17 protein-coding genes are annotated in these 19,550 nt (G+C 60.3%); 4 read left to right on the top strand and 13 right to left on the bottom strand.

The window, feature by feature from the left end:
* Positions 1 to 128: 128 nt before the first annotated feature.
* Positions 129 to 1,082: an asparaginase gene (locus PL599_RS12605; RefSeq protein WP_269823832.1), complete on the bottom strand. Its 954-nt coding sequence runs from the start codon at positions 1,080 to 1,082 to the stop codon at positions 129 to 131.
* Positions 1,079 to 2,530: an amino acid permease gene (locus PL599_RS12610; protein WP_269823833.1), complete on the bottom strand. Its 1,452-nt coding sequence runs from the start codon at positions 2,528 to 2,530 to the stop codon at positions 1,079 to 1,081. Before PL599_RS12610 ends, PL599_RS12605 begins: the two co-directional genes overlap by 4 nt.
* A 270-nt stretch (positions 2,531 to 2,800) precedes the next feature.
* Between PL599_RS12610 and PL599_RS12615 the strand changes: the two genes are divergently transcribed.
* Complete coding sequence (locus tag PL599_RS12615) at positions 2,801 to 4,228, top strand: aspartate ammonia-lyase (RefSeq protein ID WP_244614267.1); 1,428 nt, start codon at positions 2,801 to 2,803, stop codon at positions 4,226 to 4,228.
* Here the strand turns inward: PL599_RS12615 and PL599_RS12620 are convergent.
* The 4 genes from PL599_RS12620 to PL599_RS12635 all read right to left on the bottom strand — a co-directional run bounded on the left by PL599_RS12620 (position 4,197) and on the right by PL599_RS12635 (position 8,444).
* Entirely contained in the window at positions 4,197 to 4,913 is a 717-nt protein-coding gene (locus PL599_RS12620) for a FadR/GntR family transcriptional regulator (protein WP_269823834.1), read from the bottom strand. The two genes, PL599_RS12615 and PL599_RS12620, sit on opposite strands and share 32 nt — an antisense overlap.
* Before the next feature lie 379 nt (positions 4,914 to 5,292).
* Positions 5,293 to 6,804, bottom strand: a complete 1,512-nt coding sequence (locus tag PL599_RS12625; protein WP_142913505.1) for a tripartite tricarboxylate transporter permease — start codon at positions 6,802 to 6,804, stop codon at positions 5,293 to 5,295.
* A 30-nt stretch (positions 6,805 to 6,834) separates the two neighbouring features.
* A complete protein-coding gene (locus PL599_RS12630; RefSeq protein ID WP_137411346.1) occupies positions 6,835 to 7,308 on the bottom strand; it encodes a tripartite tricarboxylate transporter TctB family protein in 474 nt (157 codons plus the stop codon).
* A gap of 161 nt (positions 7,309 to 7,469) precedes the next feature.
* Positions 7,470 to 8,444 carry a Bug family tripartite tricarboxylate transporter substrate binding protein gene (locus PL599_RS12635; RefSeq protein ID WP_077983548.1) on the bottom strand — a complete coding sequence of 325 codons (975 nt, stop codon included), beginning with the start codon at positions 8,442 to 8,444 and terminating at the stop codon, positions 7,470 to 7,472.
* 252 nt (positions 8,445 to 8,696) lie between these two features.
* Between PL599_RS12635 and PL599_RS12640 the strand changes: the two genes are divergently transcribed.
* Genes PL599_RS12640 through PL599_RS12650 form a run of 3 tightly spaced genes read left to right on the top strand, consistent with a single transcriptional unit; the run spans position 8,697 to position 11,861 of the window.
* Complete coding sequence (locus tag PL599_RS12640) at positions 8,697 to 9,374, top strand: response regulator transcription factor (RefSeq protein ID WP_077983549.1); 678 nt, start codon at positions 8,697 to 8,699, stop codon at positions 9,372 to 9,374.
* Positions 9,334 to 10,752, top strand: a complete 1,419-nt coding sequence (locus PL599_RS12645; RefSeq protein ID WP_244614269.1) for a sensor histidine kinase — start codon at positions 9,334 to 9,336, stop codon at positions 10,750 to 10,752. Before PL599_RS12640 ends, PL599_RS12645 begins: the two co-directional genes overlap by 41 nt.
* Positions 10,749 to 11,861 carry an ABC transporter substrate-binding protein gene (locus PL599_RS12650; protein ID WP_142913506.1) on the top strand — a complete coding sequence of 371 codons (1,113 nt, stop codon included), beginning with the start codon at positions 10,749 to 10,751 and terminating at the stop codon, positions 11,859 to 11,861. Before PL599_RS12645 ends, PL599_RS12650 begins: the two co-directional genes overlap by 4 nt.
* Positions 11,862 to 11,901: 40 nt before the next feature.
* Here PL599_RS12650 and PL599_RS12655 read toward each other — a convergent pair whose 3' ends face one another.
* The 7 genes from PL599_RS12655 to PL599_RS12685 form a co-directional block, all read right to left on the bottom strand.
* The gene (locus tag PL599_RS12655; RefSeq protein WP_142913507.1) at positions 11,902 to 12,663 is read right to left on the bottom strand and encodes an SDR family NAD(P)-dependent oxidoreductase; all 762 of its coding nucleotides are present in this window, start codon (positions 12,661 to 12,663) and stop codon (positions 11,902 to 11,904) included.
* Positions 12,664 to 12,666: 3 nt separating this feature from the next.
* Entirely contained in the window at positions 12,667 to 14,349 is a 1,683-nt protein-coding gene (locus PL599_RS12660) for an SMP-30/gluconolactonase/LRE family protein (protein ID WP_269823849.1), read from the bottom strand.
* Complete coding sequence (locus PL599_RS12665; RefSeq protein ID WP_269823850.1) at positions 14,346 to 15,329, bottom strand: NAD-dependent epimerase/dehydratase family protein; 984 nt, start codon at positions 15,327 to 15,329, stop codon at positions 14,346 to 14,348. Before PL599_RS12665 ends, PL599_RS12660 begins: the two co-directional genes overlap by 4 nt.
* A complete protein-coding gene (locus PL599_RS12670; RefSeq protein WP_137411341.1) occupies positions 15,326 to 16,408 on the bottom strand; it encodes an ABC transporter ATP-binding protein in 1,083 nt (360 codons plus the stop codon). Before PL599_RS12670 ends, PL599_RS12665 begins: the two co-directional genes overlap by 4 nt.
* A gap of 2 nt (positions 16,409 to 16,410) precedes the next feature.
* Positions 16,411 to 17,241, bottom strand: coding sequence for a carbohydrate ABC transporter permease (locus PL599_RS12675; protein ID WP_137411340.1), 831 nt, complete (start codon positions 17,239 to 17,241; stop codon positions 16,411 to 16,413).
* Positions 17,242 to 17,251: 10 nt separating this feature from the next.
* On the bottom strand, positions 17,252 to 18,178 hold the full coding sequence (locus tag PL599_RS12680; protein ID WP_077983557.1) for a carbohydrate ABC transporter permease: 927 nt from the start codon (positions 18,176 to 18,178) through the stop codon (positions 17,252 to 17,254).
* An 83-nt stretch (positions 18,179 to 18,261) separates the two neighbouring features.
* Positions 18,262 to 19,533, bottom strand: a complete 1,272-nt coding sequence (locus PL599_RS12685) for an ABC transporter substrate-binding protein (RefSeq protein ID WP_077983616.1) — start codon at positions 19,531 to 19,533, stop codon at positions 18,262 to 18,264.
* Positions 19,534 to 19,550: the final 17 nt, after the last annotated feature.

Here is a 19,550-nt window from a genome sequence, read left to right on the forward strand (position 1 = left end):
CACAGATGGAATAAAATAGGAATCCTATAGGAATTTTATGCCCGCCGGTTGCGGGCATCGCTACCGCTACTTAGAGTCTTGACGCATCTCCGGACGGGAAACCGGGGTCCACTTTTCCTGGAAGTGCTCTAAGCAAGCCGGCTGTCACCGAAAGCGGAAACGATGGTTTCCGCCGGGCTTTTACTGGCAAGCAGCGCGGCCAGCAAAATGCGGGCCTGTCCGGGACGAAGGGTGGATGAATGCACGGCGCCCGCTGCGACAAGGTCATGCCCGCCGCCACCGCCGCCGTAACTTGCCACGAGCCGCCCTTCCGGCACGCGGCTGGAAACGATGACGGGAACGCCGCGTTCTGCGCAGCGCTTCACGGCTTCGGCGATACGCGGATTGGCATTGCCGGAACCAAGTGCGGCAAGAACGATGCCTTTCGCGCCCACCTGCAGGCTTGCATCGATATGGGTGGCGTCACAGCCGGGATAAATGGCGACGATATCGACGCGCTGATCGGTTACCGGGGCGGAAAGCCGCAGCGTTGCGGCAGCCACCATTGGCCGGGCCGAGCGGAAGGCATCCGCCTCGTCCGCGCTCAGCTTGTACAGCCCCCAGGCCGGCAGACAGCGGCCGCCGAAGGAAAGGAGCACACCTTTTGCGGCATTCGCGTGATCGAGCGCTGTTTCTATGGCCTTGGCCAGATTGGCCGGTCCGTCCGCGTCCTTATGGTCTGCGGTAAACTGCGCGCCGGTGAAGACCACCGGCTTTGTGATGGCCCGCTGCAAATGTACGAGCAGCGAGGATTCCTCCATGGCGTCGGTGCCATGCAGAACCACGATGCCGGCAACGGCGGGATCATCAAGCTCCATTCCCACCGCATCACTGATGCGCTGCATGTCCGCCAATGTCAGGCTTGAGGAATCCTTCGCCATCAAATCGACCGGCTTAAGCCGGGCGTTGATCTGCGGAACCAGCGCCAGCAGGTCCTCACCCGAAAGGCTGGGCTGGCTTGCGCCATCGGCGCCACGCCGGCTGGCGATGGTGCCGCCGGTGGCGATGACCGCCACCAGAGGCGTTGCGCCCTGCCCGCTCACTGTATCGCTCCCGCACGCTCGTCCGCGAGGCGGTAGATGCGATCACGCAACAGATACCAGCCGATGATGAGCGCTGGAATGATGACAATCAGCGAGGCGATGGTCCAGGAGCCGACAGGATAGTCAAACGCCATCAGCACAAGGACACCGAAAAGGAAGATGAGTGTAAGGATGCCGGTATAGGGCGCGCCGAACATGCGGAAATCCGGACGCACGATCTCACCGCGCTGCGACAGCTGCCAGAGCTTCAGCTGGCAGAGCACGATAACGGCCCAGGCGCAGATGATGCCAAGCGCTGACAGGTTAAGTGCGATTTCGAACGCGGCGGAGGGGACAACGGCATTGAGCGCGACGCCGAATACGGTAACGACGGCGGTAACCGCGATGCCCCCATAGGGCACGCCATTCTTGTTCATCTTTGCGAGCGCTGCCGGAGCCGAACCGGAAACTGCCATGGAGTGGAGAATGCGGCCTGTGGAATACAGGCCGGCATTGAGCGAGGAGAGCACGGCTGTCAGCACGACGAGGTTCATGATCACGTCAGCGCCCTCTACACCGATGGAGCCGAAGAAGGTGACGAAGGGGCTCTCGCCGGCCTTGTAGGCGGTATAGGGCAGAAGCAGCGTGAACAGCAGCACGGAGCCGACGTAAAAGACGACGAGGCGCAGAACCACCGCGCGGATGGCGCGCGGCATGACCTTGCGCGGGTCTTCGGTTTCGCCTGCTGCCGTACCAATCAACTCGATCGACGCATAGGCAAAAACCACACCCTGAATGATGACGAAGGCTGGAAGAATACCGTTGGGGAAAAAGCCGCCATTGTCAGTGATGAGGCTGAAGCCGGTGACGTGGCCCTCGATGGGCGTACCGAAAATGACGAAATAAATGCCGACGACGAGGAAGATCGCGAGAGCCAGCACCTTGATCAGGCTGAACCAGAACTCCAGTTCGCCGAACACCTTCACCGACAGCATGTTCATCGCCAGCACGACCACCAGCGCCGTCATCGCGAAGACCCACTGGTCGATACCCGCAAGCCACGGCACGTATTGCTTGAAGAAATTCATATAAAGCGCAACGGCGGTGACATCGGCCACCGAGGTCATGGCCCAGTTGAGCCAATACATCCAGCCGGCTGCAAAGGCCATCTTCTCGCCGTAGAACTCGCGCGCATAGGACACAAAGGAACCGGAGCTCGGGCGATGCATGATCAGCTCACCGAGCGCGCGCAGCACCAGAAACGCGAAGAAGCCGCAAAGCGCATAAACGAAAACCAGCGCCGGACCAGCCTGCGCGAGACGCCCACCGGCACCCAGAAACAGACCCGTGCCGATGGCGCCGCCGATGGCGATCATCTGGATTTGTCGCGGCTTCAGGGCTTTATGATAACCGAGATCCTCTTCGACGAAGACCTCACGTTCGGCGGGTGCCGTTTTTCCAGAATGCATGGATTTATCCTCCCGATAAAACGCTTGTAGTCGGCAATAAGCCGGAAATCAAAGTGGAACTGGCGTCGTCCCCAATGCTGGAAATATGGCCAGCGAATGCAAACATGCTGTAAAGCTGCATGACAGATTTTTGCCGTCATAATGGCAGATAATGCCGCTCGTCAAGGGCATTCGACATGATTGACCTTCTCCTCCACCAAGTTTAAGGTCAAAAAATCTGTAAGACAGCTTTACAGATATTACAACACTTAAAAGCCAGTGGAGGAAAAAGTGAGCGTGACGCGCAAGGAGCATGATTTGCTCGGGACGAAGGAAATTCCGGCGGATGTCTATTGGGGCGTGCACACGGCGCGCGCTGTGGAAAACTTCAAGATCACCGGGGTGACCATAGGCCACAACCCTTATCTCGTCCGGGGACTGGCCTATGTGAAGGAGGCGGCCGCACGCGCAAATCACGAGCTCGGCCTCATCGATGCCGAACGCATGGAAGCCATTGCAGAGGCTTGCCGCGAAATCCGCGCCGGGGCGCTGCATGAGCAGTTCGTGGTGGATGAAATCCAGGGCGGCGCCGGTACCTCCACCAACATGAACGCCAATGAGGTCATCGCCAACCGCGCGCTTGAGCTGCTTGGTCACGAGAAAGGCGATTATGCCCGGCTTCACCCGAACGACCATGTCAATCTCAGCCAATCGACCAACGACGCTTATCCGACCGCGATCAATGTCGGCCTGATCGAGGCGATCGATGATCTGGCGGCTTCCATGGGCGTTCTGAAGGACGCTTTCGACCGCAAGGCGCAGGAATTTGCCGGCTTCATCAAGATCGGCCGCACCCAATTGCAGGACGCCGTGCCGATGACGCTCGGCCAGGAATTCCGTACCTTCGTGGTGATGCTGGGAGAAGATCAGGCGCGTCTCATCGAATCCGCAGCACTCCTGCACGAAATCAATCTCGGCGCCACCGCCATCGGCACCGGGCTGAATGCACCGCGCGGTTATGCAGCGCTCGCCTGCCAGCATCTGGCGGAACTGACGGGAAGGCCGCTCGTGACGGCTGCCGACCTGATCGAAGCCACACAGGACCCCGGTGCCTTCGTGCACCTTTCCGGCGTGCTCAAACGCGTTGCCGTCAAGCTGTCGAAGACCTGCAACGACCTTCGCCTGCTCTCCTCCGGTCCGCGCGCCGGCATCGGTGAGATCACCCTGCCCTCCGTCCAGGCGGGTTCCAGCATCATGCCGGGCAAGATCAATCCGGTCATTCCCGAAGTGGTCAACCAGGTGGCCTATGCGGTGATCGGCAATGACATCACCATCACCATGGCCGCCGAAGCCGGGCAGTTGCAGCTGAACGCTTTCGAGCCGATCATCGTGCGCGCGCTTTCACAGAGCATCAGCCAACTCAGCGCCGCCTGCCGCACCTTGGCGGAACGCTGCGTCGACGGCATCGTCGCCAATCCGGCGATCATGGCGCAGCGCGTGGAAGAATCCATTGGCCTCGCCACCGCGCTCAACCCCCTGATCGGTTATTATGCGGCGACGGAAGTGGCCAAGGAAGCGCTTGCCAGCGGCCGCACGGTGCCGCAAGTGGTTCTGGAACGCGGTTATCTAACGAACGCACAATTGCAACAGGCGCTGAGCCCGCGGCACCTTGCCAACCTGCCCGCCCTCACAGCTGGCGAAGCCGATCTTCGCCAATGATCGTCGTCACCACCTGTTTCACCTGCCCAAGGTGAAGCTCCATAGCCTGCCGCGCCTCAGGCGCTGAACCCCGCCGGATCGCCTCGACGATCCGGCGGTGCTCGAAATTCGAGGCCACGCGGCGACCGGCCATAAGGTTGACCATCTCTGACTGTTGGGACAGCGCCTCACGGGCGTCGGCCACCACCTTGGCGAACAGCCTGTTGGCCGAAGCTTCCGCAATGGCGCAATGGAATTGACCATCCAGCAGCACCCAGGGATGCGGCCTTTCTTCGGCTTCCATCCGGCCGCAAAGATCAAGCAAGACCGCCAGTTGGGCGTCGGTCCGCCTCAACGCCGCCCAACCGGCCGCGGGAACCTCGATGAAAGGGCGAGCCTCGATCAGATCGCGGGCGGAATAGGCGCCGTAATTCAATTCGGAAGGCGGCGTCGGCGTCATCACATAGGTGCCGCTTCCGGTGCGGGTCTGTGTCAGCCCCAGGGTCTGGAGAGACCGCAAAGCCTCGCGAACAATCGGTCGGCTGACGCCATATCGGGCGGCCAGATGGGCTTCGGAAGGCAGCCGGGTGCCGACCGCAAGCTGCCCCGAAGTGATGGCGGAACGGATATCATCGAACACCGCTTCTGCGGCATTCTTGCGATTGATCGGCTGCGCATCCGCAAGCCAATCCGACAACCCGCCCATCTTCAAGCCCTCCGGCACCCCATTGTGATCCGCAATATCGGCGACATACGGATTCGATATGCAAGATCATGCGGCGTCCAAAAACGAAAGGACGGCCGCCGCTCTCGCAGCTAAGCCGACCTTCCTAACATTATCCTGCCCATGGGAACAACGACGGCGGATATTTTTATGGGAATGATGAGGTAACGCCCTCACTCCTTTTCTAGTATCAGGCCGTGACGTCGTGTCCTTCTCAGGGCCTTGGGAGGCCTCGTCCTGCTGGTCGGTCTTGAGATAAAGCGGGACATCCCATCCGCGCTGCGGGGATGGGCGATACCAATAGCGACCGATATCCCGTCAAGACCGTTGCCGTCAGAACGGCAACGGTCGTTGTCACGCCTTACTCTTTGGCAAGAGCCATGGCCTTGATCCTGCGCGCGCGGCGGGCCAGCACCAATGGGAGGATGGCAACACCTGCCGCCATGCACCACAAGACGATGGAGATGGTGCTGCTGAAGAGGATGGAGACGTCTCCCCCGGAGATCGCGAGGGCATTGCGCAAGTTCACCTCCATGACGCGTCCCAGCACGAAACCAAGGATGATCGGCGCCATATCGAAACCGACCTTGCGCAACAACCAGCCCAGGAAGCCGATAGCCAGCATGAGCACGATCGAGAAGACCGAGGCGTGCGTGGAATAGACGCCGACGATCGACAGGACGAGGATGCCTGGAACAAGCAACCAGTTCGGCACCGTCAGCACGCGAGCGAATATGTTAACGAGCGGCAGGTTGAGTGCGAGCAGGATAAAGTTGCCCACAAAAAGCGAGGCAATGAGGCCGCCGACGACTTCGGGGCGCTCTGCAAGCAACATTGGGCCTGGCTGTATGTTGTAAAGCATCAGCGCACCCAGCATCACGGCGGTGGTGCCCGATCCGGGAACACCGAGTGTGAGCATGGGAACGAAGGCGCCGGCGGCTGTCGCATTATTCGCCGCCTCGGGCGCCGCCAGTCCTCGCACATCGCCCTTACCGAAGGTGCCTTCCGAGTCCGAGATGCGTTTTTCAGTGGTATAGGATACAGCGGAAGATACCGACGCGCCGGTCCCTGGCAAGACGCCAACGACAAAGCCGATAAGCGACCCGCGCACCGTCGCACCGGCGCTTTTGACGACATCCGCCCAGCGAGCGGTCGTGCGCCCGAGTTCGCGGATCACCGTGACGCCCCTGCCCTGGTGCTCCAGAATGAGCATTGCTTCGGAAATCGAGAACAGACCGATGACGAGCACGACGAATTCGATACCGTCGCCCAGTTCCGGTTCGTTGAAGGTGAAGCGATAAGCGCCGGAGGTGGCGTCAAGGCCAACGGTTGCCAGCATCAAACCGAGCATACAGCCGATCAGCGTTTTGGTGGGCTGGGAGCCGACCATGGATCCGAGCGTTGCAAAGGCGAAGACCATAAGCACAAAATATTCGGCGGGACCGAAACCGATGGCAAGCCCGGATAGCACGGGCGCAAACAGCGCCAAACCGATAGAGCCAATGATACCTCCGACAAAGGATGAAATTCCGGAAAGCGCCAGCGCTTCGCCAGCGCGTCCCTGCCGGGCCATCGGATAGCCGTCCATCGCCGTCATGACGGCGCCGGCATCACCTGGAACATTGAGCAGAATTGAGGAAATACGTCCGCCATATTCTGCGCCACAATAAACCGCGGCCAACAGGATCATGGTGCTTTCCGCCGGCAGCCCCATAGAATACGCGATCGGCATCAGCAGCGCGATCCCGTTGATCGGGCCAATGGCTGGCAGTGCCCCAACCATTGTGCCGATGAAGCAGCCAATGAAACCGATAAGAAGATTCTGCCCGGTGAGAGCAACGGCAAAGCCGTGCCAGAGATAGTCGAAATTCATGATAAGAACCTTTCGGGATTGCGACTTGGCTCAGCCACCAAACATGGAACCGACCGGCAGATAGACTTCGAGCAAGAAGTCGAAGACGAACCACCAAAGCAGCGCATGTCCCACAGCACCAGCCAGAGCCGTTTTGAGCGGCGCACCGAAGAGGAGACCGGAGCCGAAGGTCAGCACGAGAATGGAGACGAAAAAGCCGGCGGGTTCAAAAAGCAGCGCAGCGATCAAGACCAAAGCCGGTATGGCGAGCACCCTGGTGAGAAGCGGCCCGTCTGGAAACCCTTCCACCGAACCGGGCGAAAGGTAATAGACGATTGCGAGCGCACCGAGGATGAAGGCAAGGGCCACCGGGAAAACGCGGGGGCCGAGCGGATCGGAGGCGAAAGCGTAGTCGATGACGCTTCCGCCAAAGCCATAGGCAATCGCAAGCAGCAGGAGAATGACAGCCGAGACGCGACCAATCAGCCGGGCGTTACGCGGCTCGGTGTTACGGGCTTCTGACATTATAGCCTCACAAAAGGGGATGATAGGCGAGGCTGTTTTCAGCCCTCGCCATGTGTAAAAAGCTGGACGGATTTCGAAGCTCTCGCACCAATCCCGTGGTCCGGAGATCGCTTCAGATCGAAACTTGCCGGGCGAAAGCATCGAGCCCGGCAAGGGTTGCCTCACATGCCGGATTCCTTGGCAAGAACCTTGAAGCGCGCCACATCTTCCTTGACGCGGTTCTCGAAATCTTGACCGAGAAGGGTGAACTCGAAGAGACCGCGCGCTTCGCGCTCCTTTGCAAATTCAGGGGTGGCGGCCATTTTCTTGAGGGCGTCGACCCACCAGTTGTAGTCCTCGTCGGAAACATCCTTGCCGACATAGTAGCCACGCCAGATAGGCCAATCGATATCGAATCCCTGCTCCTTGGCCGTGGGCACACTCGCTAGCTCACCCGGCAGACGCTCCGGCGCCATCACGGCCAGGATGCGAACCTTGCCGGCAACGTGATGCTTGACCATTTCAGCTGCATCACCGGAACCGACCTTCACATGGCCGCCTTCGAGTGCAGTCAGCACCGCTCCGCCGCCTTCAAGAGCCACATAGCGCATTTTCTTGGCGTCCTGGCCGGCTGCCTTTGCGAGCAGCGACCCCTTCATCCAATCCTGCGAGCCAACGGCGCCACCACCGGCAATAGGAAAATCGTTCGGGCTTGCCTTGTATGCATCAACAAGTTCGCCGAGCGTCTTGTATGGCGAATCGGCGGCCACGACGAGAACACCGTAATCGGCGCCGAGCGCCCCGAGCCAGCGCACACCCGTTTCGTCATATTTGCCGAATTTCCCTTGGGCGATCAGCAAGGCGGAACCGGACGAAGCAGCCGTGATCAGATTGCCGTCCTTGCCCCGTTTGCCAATCACATGGTTGAAGGCCACCGCCCCGACGCCGCCTTCCATGTACGTCACAACCATGGGTCTGGAGATCTGTTTGGTCTCCAAAAGAGCATTGCCGGCCAATCGGCACGTCAGGTCGAAGCCGCCGCCGGGTTTTGCACCAGCAAGGCATTCAGGCTTCGATGGTTCGGCGGATGCGGCCATGGTCATGCAGAGCGTACCGAAAGCGGCAGCGGCGATTGTCTTCATCGTCATACGGATCATTGATCTCTCCCATTCATCCCTGAGACCGGGAGGACCGCAATGCTCGCATCGGTCCAGCACAACCGGAACAGTGGTTGGCTATCGGCGACGGTGCAGAATTCCTCCTCGGGTCGACTTGTTCTCTCCCTTGAAGTCGACGCGCAGAAAATAAAGCCTGTTCCTGTCACGATCCTGTCAAGCCGTTAGCGACCGCCTTGACCTCTGGATCGGGCCGATCTTGATCTGCACAGAGTGCTATGCGATGGTTTTCAGGTGCGGGTATTTCTGGTCGAAGATACACAAGATGTTGGAGAGGCAATTTGCCGCCGATTTCAGCAGACGGGGCATTCCGTCGACTGGATTTCGGATGGGCTTTCTGCGTCCAACGTCCTTTCCTACACCGACTACGACCTCATCATTCTCGACGTGATGCTACCGGGCATGGATGGCTTTGCCATACTGAAGGCGTTGCGAAAATCTGGCAGCACCGCGCCTGTCCTCGTATTGACCGCTCGTTCCGAGATCGACGATCGGGTCAGCGCATTGGATCTTGGCGCCGACGATTACCTGATAAAGCCGTTCGATTTCCGTGAGCTGGAGGCGCGCGCGCGGGTGCTGCTGCGACGACGTAGCGGCGGCGACGCCACGAACATACTCGTCTGCGGCGATGTCAGTCTCGACAGGACCAATCGCAGCGTTCGGGTCGGCAAACGGGAGGTGCAGTTGAAGCGGAGGGAGATGACGCTGCTCGAAGTGCTGGCTTCGCGCCCCGGAAAAGTGTTCAGCAAGGAGGAACTGCTGGACCGCCTGTTTGGCTTCGACGAGGCGGCAGGCCCGAATGCGATCGAGCTTTATGTGGGCAGGTTGCGTAAAAAGCTCGAAGGCGCCCAGACCCGCATCGTGACAGTGCGTGGCATGGGCTACCAACTGGTTTCCGATGCTGGCGCATAGAGGTTCCCTCTTCTCTCGCCTGATGCGCCGCGTCGGCATCGTGCTGGCCCTGGGCGCAGCAGCCATGATCACAGCTGCGTTGTATTATGCGCGCGCTGCCGCCGACGAAGCGTATGACCGGCTTCTGCTGGGTGCTGCGTTTCAGATGAGCGAAGGGCTCGTCGTCTCCGATGACAAACTCACTTTTCAACTTCCAACCTCTGCGTTTGAACTTCTGGGGCTCGCGCAACGCGACCGCATCTTCTATCGCGTCCTTGATACTGAAGGGGAGACGCTGACAGGTTATCGCGATCTTGGAACTCCCCTGGAGATTTCGCACAGCCGCCCCGCTCCGCTCATTGAAAACGCCGTCTATCGCGGCGTCGATGTTCGCATGGTCACGCTATCCCACGCGATCACGATCAATGAGGAAACGAAATGGGCCTATATGATGGTCGCCCAAACGACGGAGGCACGCCGTGCGCTCATCTCGGAACTGATGACGAGGGCGATTTTCATCGTGAGCCTGATGAGCCTGCTTGCGCTCGTCGGCACTGCCTTTGCAATCCGCTATTCGCTGCGACCGGTCGAGACGCTTGGCGAGGCTTTGGCAAGCCGCGAACCGCAAGACCTAACACCCTTGTCCGTGTCGGTCCCCGGCGAACTTTGGCCCTTCGTTGCCTCTATAAACCACTTCATCCGCAGGCTCGATGAACGCGTGCGTTTGATGCAACGTTACGTCGCAGACAGCGCGCATCAGATACGAACGCCCCTTACAGCGTTATCGGCGCAGGTTAGTCTCATCAATGAGGAAAGGCTTGCACCGGAGGATCGGCGCCATCTGGAGCGTGTCCGCAACAGAACGTCGGAGCTTTCACGCTTGACCAACCAACTCCTCAATCATGCCATGGTGATCCATCGGGTCGATTCTGCGCAACTTGCACCCCTGTTCCTGAACGAGGTCGCCCGTGCAGCCTTTCGCCAGGCAATACCGATCACGATCGATCCGGATATTGTGGTGTCCTTCGAGCCGGATGAACAACAGCTTCAAGTGATGGGCGACACGTTAAGCCTTCGAGAGGCCGTGGCCAACATTATCGACAATGCATTGCGGCACGGAGCCGAGACACAGCTGGCAGTGCGCGTGGAAAATTGTGGCGACTTCGGGTTGATCGTCATCGAGGATGACGGTCCTGGCATTCCTCAAGCCGATTGGGAGAGCGTCACCGAACGTTTCTTCTCGACGCGCAGCCAGGGACCGGCGTCTGGTTTGGGATTTGCAATTGCTGCGGAAGTAGCGCGCGCGCTGGGGGGGAGGCTTGGGTTTCGCGAGAAGACAGAAACGGATTTGTTTGCCGTCTATTTGGAACTGCCGCTGATCAAGCAGGAACGGCCATGAAAAGCGTTTACTCCGCCATCGCAGCCATTTCATGTTTCTGCCTCATTACCAGCGCCCATGCAGTGGAAGGGGATAGGGAGTTGTTCCCGGCGAAGGGAATGGAGGAAACGGGGCGCCTTCTCATTCATGCGGCCACGGATCTTGAAGCCATGCGTCCAATCGTTTTGGATTTCCAGGAGACCGCGCCGGGGGTCGCTGTCGAGATCCTCGACTTTGTGACCAATGATTTGTTTCGTGAGGTCGCTGCTGCCTGCGCGGACGGAAGGCAAAATGCCGACATCATCCTGTCTTCCTCCGTTGATCAACTCGTTCGTTTGGCAAATGACGGCTGCGCACAACCGCACCAGTCCAGTGAAACCGCCAAGGTTGCCAACTGGGCCAACTGGCGTGACGAAGTGTTTGGCTTTACCTTCGAACCTGTCGTATTTGCCTATGACAAGCGTGCGATTCCACCAGAAGACGTTCCGACCAGCCACGTGGCGCTGGTCGATCTTTTGCGCCGCAAGCCGGATGAATATCGCGGACGCATCGGCACCTATGATATCAGCGCCTCTGGAATTGGTTATCTTCTGGCCTTCTACGACTCGCGCCAGGCGCCAACGACCTATGGTCGCCTGCTCGAGAGCATCAGCCGCGTGGAGCCCGTGATCCGTTGCTGCAACAATGAGGTGCTCGGCGCCTTGTCGACGGGCGAGATTCGTATTGCCTACAACGTCCTTGGGTCCTACGCCTATTTCGCGATGCGATCCAATCCGGCGCTGGGTATCGTTATTCCCCAGGATTACACTCTGGTGCTGTCTCGCGGCGCGATGATACCTTCGACAGCACGAGACGCTGTATTGGGGCGCCGCTTTCTCGACTATCTCCTCTCTGATCGCAGCCGAGACATCGCGTCGCGCTCGTCTTTCTTTTTCGCCGAGAATGCGCCACTTCCCGAGGGTGTAGAGGGACCTGAAGATCTGATCGAATCCGGAGTGGGGAGGCCCATCCGCATTGGACCCACACTGCTGGCGGCCCAAGACGAGATTCAACGGCGCACCTTTATCGATAGCTGGTACCGACTGATCCGGCCATACAGCTTGCCAAATCTGGATTTATTCAAGCGCTGATCGCAAACGATTATCCAATTCGGCTACACCGGCAAATCCGTCAATAACCACCCGTCAGGACGATGGTCTCGCCTGTCATAAAGCTACAGGCCTGCGACGACAGGAAGATCGCGGCACCCACCATTTCTTGCGGCTGCCCGGCACGGCCCATCCAGTTCAGCGTCCGGACGTATTCGGCCCAGCCTTCGGGATCCTCATCACGACGGTTGGCATTGCGGTCGGTGTCAATGAGGCCGGGCGCGAGCGTGTTGAGCAGCACATTGTCGCGCGCGTAGTCCCGCGCCTGACTCTGGATCAGATTGTGTTGAGCCGCCTTAGTGGCGGCGTAAGCGGTAACGATGCCCTTCGGCCGCAGCTGATTGACCGAGCCGATGGAAACCACCCTGCCCCATTTGCGGGCCGCCATGCGCGGCAGAGCCGCCTGCAGCATATCCACCGTCGAGCCCAGATTGACCGCCAGCTGAAACGCCAGATCGTCAGGCGTCAGTTCCGACAGCACGGCGTTGATCTGGGCGCTGGCATTGATGACAAGAATATCGACCAGTGCGACCGCCTCGGCCCGCTCGATGAGATCACGGCCGGCGCCCGGCTGGGAAAGATCGCCCGCCAGTTCCTGCGCCGTACCGCCGCCTGCGACAATCCGCTGTTGCACGGCTGCTGCGGCGCCCGGCTTCACGCCATGAAGAATGACATGGGCACCCGCGCCCGCCAGCCCCTCGGCAATGGCGGCGCCTATGCCGCGGCTGGAACCGGTGACGAGCGCCGTGCGGCCTTTCAGTCCAAACACGCTTTCGAGACGCATCCTTTATCCTTCAAACAGCGAGATGTGCGCGCCGGCGATTCCCGGGCGGCAGGAAAACAGGCCGCCGGAGAGCGGCGCGTCGGCGAGTGTCGACGCCGGCAGGCGCGTGCGGGCGCTGGTGATGAACAGCGTCGACAGGTCCGGCCCGCCGAAAGCGATGCTGGAAGGACGCGGCACCGGCATGTCGATCACCTGATCCAGCTTGCCGTTCGGAAGATAACGGCGCACGCACCAGCCATCCCAGATCGCGCACCAGACACCGCCTTCCGCATCCACGGCCAGCCCATCCGGCCGGCCGTCTGACACGGGAATGCGGGCGAACTCACGGCGCTGCGACAGGGCGCCCGTCGCCGGATCGCAATCATAGGCGTGGATAAGGCCGGGCACGGTGTCGACGAAATAGAAGGTCCCGCCATCGGGGCTCCAGCCGAGACCGTTGGAGACGATGATGCCCCCTTCCTTGCGCTCGGATGCGCCATTGGCATTGATCCGATAAAGCGCACCCGTGGGCTTGGAGGCGTCGATACGCATCGAGCCGACCCAGATCGCGCCATCCGGCCCGCATTTGGCGTCGTTCAGGCGGTTATCTGCAATGCCAGCCTCCGGGCTGACGAAAGGGGTTAGCCGGCCGGAGGCGAAATCCAGCCATTCGACGCCGTCCTGCGATGCCACCAGTAACCGTCCCTCGGTGACCGGAATGACCGCGCTGACCAGCTTGCCGGTCTCGCAGGTTTCGTTGCGGCCAGTGACGGGATCGAAGCGGTGCACCGCCGGATGCAGGATATCCACCCAGTAGAGCGCGTTTTCCCCCTCGTGCCAGACCGGGCTTTCCCCCAGCTGCGCACCCCATGGCAGAATGCAACTGAGTTCGGCGCTGGGGCGGCCCGTTGCCGAACGCGGGCGGGGCCGCGAGCTGATCGCCACGGCCCCGGCGGCGCCGGTAATGCGGCGGGCGGCGGCAATCAATTCACGCCCGGCGGGATGGATATTGGAGGAATCCAGTCGCGAGGACGGCCCGAGCGCAACGAGCACGCCCATCGGCGTATTGTCGCGCCCCATCACAGGGGCGGCGACCGAATTCACCCCAGGCAGATGCTCTTCGTAGGAAATCGAATAACCCCGCGCCCGCGTCAGCGTCAGATCGGCCTGCAGCGCATCGAGGGTGGTGATGGTTTTGGGTGTCTGCAGATCGAGCGTCAGGCGATCCAGCAGGGCGCGGCCGACGGCGGGGTCCTGAAAGGCGAGCAGCGCCTTGCCCGGTGCGGTGCAATGCAGGGGAACACGGCGTCCCACCTCGACGCGCACCGAAAGACCGTTCGGCGAACGTTCCGCCAGATATTGCGTCATGGTGCCGTCAAGCCGGCACAATGCAACCGTTTCCCCCAGTTCGGCCGCCAGCCGCTCGAGTTCCGGCGTCGCCGCCGAGACGAGATCGAAGCTCTCCCAGACCTTGTGGGACATTTCCAGAAAACGCTGACCCAGGACATAAGTGCCACGGGCCTCATCCTGACGGACGAGGCCATAGGCGATGAGAGTGCGCAGGATGCGCGCGAATGTCGGCTTCGGCAGACCGGAGGCACGCAACAGCTCGGCAAAACGCAGCGGTTCCGGCGCATCGGCGACCATGTCGAGCAGGGTCAGCCCCTTGGCCAGCGCCGCCGTGCCGCCCGGTGTCTCCGGTTTCATCGCCTCTGCTCCTTCGCTAATCGCAGCCGCCTTGCGGCCGCCGCGTCGTCCAGCATCCGGTCCATCGTCCATTCAGCTTCAAACCCCAAAGTGTTTCTGATCCGCTCGTTGGACGTATGGTAATAAACGCCGTCGCCGGGAAAATCGACTGTCACGATGGGCAGGCCGGTCAGCGCCGCTATCTTCGGCAAAATCACGGCGAAATCGGCCGGTTCATCGGCACCGAGATTGAAGGTGCCGCCCGCCGCCTCGGGGTGATCGAGGGCAAGCAAAATCCCCGCCACCATGTCACGCGTATCGGTTATGTGCATGCGGAACGGCCGGCCGTTTTCATTGCGCGCCAGAATGTGCGACAGCTCACCGATATCGCGGGACTGAAGCAATTCGGCGATGACAGTGTTTCCAAAATTCTGCTGCTGGCGAATGCGCGGCCGCAGGAAAAACCGGGGACCGGAAAAGAAACTCTCCTCATCCAGCAGTTCCGCCGCATCCTGCGTATGCGAAAAACGCAGGATCACCGTTTCCATGGCGCCGCTTCGCTGATGAAAGCGCACCAGCTCTTCGCCGAGAAGCTTGGTCAAACCATAGGGCGAATTGGGGCAAAGCGGATGGTCCTCGGTGACCGGCAGGAATTCCGGCCGGTTTTCCGGATAGACCTCACCCGACGAAGCGAAAACGAACCGCCGCACGCCAGCCGCTGAAGCCACATCCAGAAGCCGGCGGGTGCCCTCGACATTGACGGCGAACATGCGGTCGCGATCCGCCGGGACCCATGACATGAAAGCTCCCAGATGCAGAACGGCGCTCACACCTTCGATGGCGTCGGACAGCGCCCGCGCATCCTCAAGTGACCCGACAACCTCCTCGCCGCCGGTTCCCGATGGTCTGAGATCGAAACCGCGAACGGTGCGGCCCTGCGCGCGCAAGGCGGCAACAACGGCACGGCCGACACGACCTGTCGATCCGGTGACGAGGATCATAGCCGTGCTCCGGTCTTTGCGTCGAAGAGATAAAGCTGGGCCGGATCGAAACCGAGCCGGAGCGCCTCATTGCCGGGAAGGTTGCCGGTATGGGAGACGCGCGCGATCAGCCCCTTTGACTTGCCTTCTTCGCCATCTGCGACCCTTGCGCCTTCCGCATCGAAATACACGTATTTTTCCGATCCCAGGCTTTCAACCAGTGTCGGTCGGACATCGAAGGTAACAGGCGCATCGCCCAGAACGAGATGCTCCGGCCGCAGGCCCACGATCACGCCGCCCTGACGGTCCACGACCCCCGGCAGAGAGACCTGTTGCCCAAAGAGGGTCACTGTGCCGTCGTGCAGTTCCGCATTGAGGAAATTCATGCCCGGCGAGCCGATGAAACCGGCAACGAAAAGATTGGCCGGATTGTTGAAAAGCTCGTCAGGTGCGGCGATCTGCTGGATGACGCCGCCCTGCATGATGACGACGCGATCCGCCATCGTCATCGCCTCGACCTGATCATGCGTCACATAAACGGTGGTGACGCCGATGCGCTTGTGCAATGCGCCGATTTCGGCACGCATGTGGACGCGCAGCTTGGCATCGAGGTTGGAAAGAGGCTCGTCCATCAGGAAGGCCTGCGGCTGGCGCACGATGGCGCGGCCGAGTGCGACGCGCTGGCGCTGGCCGCCCGAGAGATCCTTGGGCTTGCGATCGAGATAGGGGGTCACTTCCAGAATGCGCGCCGCATCGTCAACCCGGCGATCGATCTCGGCCTTGTCCGTGCCGCGCATCTTCAGACCGAAGCCGATATTCTGGCGAACGGTGAGGTGCGGATAAAGCGCATAGTTCTGAAACACCATGGCGATGTCGCGGTCACCCGGCGCCAGATCCGTCACTTCGTTGTCGCCGATGAAGATCTGGCCTTCGCTTGCCGGTTCGAGACCGGCGAGGATTTTCAGCATCGTCGACTTGCCGCAGCCGGAAGGCCCGACCAGCACCACGAACTCGCCGTTCTCGATCTCCAGCGAAAAGGGCCTGAGCACGTTGAGCGCGCCGTAGGACTTGCTGACGTTGCGAATGGAAATATTGGCCATGCTTATTTCTCCGCGCCAGCGGTGAGGCCGCCGACCAAATAACGTTCAAGGAACAGGTAGATTGCGATGATCGGCAGCGCGATGAACACGGATGCGGCAGAAATGTCGTTCCAGTAGGTGACGTATTCGCCCTGCATCGTGGTGATGCCGAGATTGGCCGTCCAGTTGTCCGGCGAGTTGACGAGGAAGGTGCGCGCATAGGCATAGTCTGCCCAGCTGAGCACGAAGGCATAAAGTGCGGTAGCGGCAAGCCCCGGCGTGGCGATCGGCAGCACAACACGCACCATCGCGCCGATGGGCGAGCAGCCGTCGACCATGGCAGCCTGTTCCAGTTCCTTCGGAATGGTGTCGAAATAGCCTTTCAGCATCCATGTGGCGAAAGGAATGATCATTGTCGAATGCGCCAGAACCAGCGTCCACAGGCTGCCGATCAGGCCGAAGCTGGAAAAAATCGAAAACAGCGGAATGACGAGCAGCGTCGCGGGCAGCATCTTCGCCGTCAGGACGAAGAGCCCCATGGTCGCGCCGCCCCGCATGGAATAACGCGACAGCGCATAACCGGCGCTGACCGAGACCAACATCGACAGCGCCACCGAGCCGATGGCCGCCAGCATCGAATTCCAAAGCCACAGCAGGATCGGTTTTGCCGCCCAGACACGGGCGAAGATGTCCCACTGCGGATCGTCCGGCCAGAAGGTCGGCGGCAGGCGGTACAGCTCATCGGTGGTGGAAAGTGCCGTGACCAGCAACCAGTAGACCGGGAACAGGATCATCATCAGCGTGAAGATCACAGTCGCGTAAAGGGCAAGGCTCTGTAAAAATGTCCGTTTCATCAAAGCCTCCTCAATAGATCGATTTCGAGCGTCGGCCGAGCATCAGGAGGCTCGCGACGATGCAGATCACCAGCGTCAGCACGCCGACGGCGGCGGCCCGGCCGAAATTGTGGTACTGGAAGGCCTGATCGTAGGTCATGATCGACAGCGTCTGGGTTGAACGCAGCGGCCCGCCGCCGGTCAGAACCTTGATGATGGAAAAGTCGCGGAATACCCAAAGCAGGGTCAGCACCAGCGTCACGCCCAGCACCGGCATCAAAAGCGGCATGGTGATCCAGCGGAAACGCTGCCACACACTCGCGCCATCGACCTTCGCCGCCGCATAATAATCGGCGGGGATGGACTGCAGACCGGCCAGACACATGATCGACACGAAAGGAAAACCCTTCCACACCATGGTGATGGCAACAGCCCAGAAGGCCGCCGTGGAGCTGCTCACCCACGGGATCATCTGGTCGGTAAAACCGAGCTTGATCGCCAGCCAGCCGAAAAGGCCGAAGGAGGTGTCGAACATCCATGCAAAGATGACGACCGCGATGATTTCCGGCACCGCCCAGGGCAGCGCCATCCCCAGCCGCGCGACGGTGCGGCCCTTGAAACGGTTATTGGCAAGAAGCGCCGTACTGAGGCCAACTGCGACGCTGCCGGCAGTAACGACGATGACCAGTTTTAGCGTGACCCAGCAGGCCAGCCAGAATTCCGGCGACGAAAACAGCCAGTTGTAATTCGTCAAGGAGAACGGACGGCTGGCGCCGCCGAGCCTCGGTATCTTGACCTGCTGGAACGACAGGTCGATTGCCAAAACGAGCGGCCAGACAATGATGGCGGCAACCATCAGGACCGCGGGGGCGATCAGAATATAGCCGAGGAGATGTTGCCGGCTGGGACGCGCAAGATCAAAGAACTTGCGACGCCCAGCCCGAACGGGTTCGGTCATGGATGGTCCTCCTGCCGGATGCGGATGATGGCCATGGCCCTTTGCGGGCCATGGCAAGACAACAAGATCAGGACAATGGGGGATCAACCCTTGATGGCTTCGGCCTTTGCCTGCATGGTTTTCGCCACCTCCGCCGGATCGAGATCCTGAATGATCATCCGCTGGCTTTCTTCCATCACCATCTTGCTGAACTCGTTGTAGAAAAGCTCAAGCCCGGTCGGAATGCGGTCGATACCGGCTTCAGACGCGGCCTTCATTGTCTCGATCAGCACCGGAAAATGCGGGATGGTCTTTTCGACGCCAGAGACATCCGCTTTCGGGCTGGGCGGGGTGTTGCCGCCGAGGATAGCGTAACTACGCTGGAATTCCGGCGTCATCGTCAGCTTGATGAAATCCCAGACCAATGCCTTCTGGTCGTCGGGAATATCGGCCGGCATGGCAAGCACGTTGGAAGACCCGCCAAGCGGCGGATGAAGCGGCGGTACGGCATAAACAATGTCACTCTTGGCCGAACCCTTTTCGGTTGTGCCATAAAGCCACGGCCCATCGAGCCGCATGGCCATCTTGCCATCGGCAAACAGCTTGCGCACGTCGCTGGCGCTCATGTCCACCGGGCTGATGCCGCTTTTCATCACGGTTTTCCATCGGGTCAAACCTTCCACCATCTGCGGCGTGTCGATGGTGATTTTGCCGTCCTTGTCGGTCCAGTAGGCGCCGGCGTCGAGAATGTAGTTCAGCATCTCCGTGAGATATTGCCCTGGGCCGCCCTTGGTCTCATGACCTGTTCCGAACTGATCGACAATACCGTCGCCGTTCAGATCCTTGGTCGTGGCTTTTGCAGCGGCCAGAAACTCGTCATAGGTCTTCGGAACTGCAACGCCCGCTTCTTCGAGAAGCTTCTTGTTGTAGGCCATCACGAAACCGAAATAGTTGGTCATAATGCAGACGGTTTCACCGTTCCATTCGCATTTCTGCTGGCCGGCCCAGCCCGTCATGTCGATACCGTCCTTCTTCAGCCACGGATCGAGCGGCTCCAGCCAACCGCTATCGGCAAACATCTGGAATTCGAAAGACGCCAGATGCACGATCTGCGGTGGCTGGTTGGCTGCAAAAAGCGTGGTCATCGTATCCGCGTAGGAACTGCGCTCCGCCTTGGTGAACTCGATCTTCACGCCCGGATGCTGTTTCTCGAAGGCGGCAATGGCGGAACGCCACCATTCGCCCGTGCCGGCATCGTCGGTTTGCCAGGAAATGAACTTCAGCACGGTATCGGCCATGGCAGGGGCAACGGCCCCCATCGTTACCAAAACGGCGGCCGCGGTGCTGAGCGCCAGCTTTTTCATTCTTTTTGTCATGGTTTCCTCCTCCAAAA

This window comes from Agrobacterium sp. ST15.16.055 (assembly GCF_027956555.1).
Taxonomy (GTDB): Bacteria; Pseudomonadota; Alphaproteobacteria; order Rhizobiales; family Rhizobiaceae; genus Agrobacterium; species Agrobacterium salinitolerans.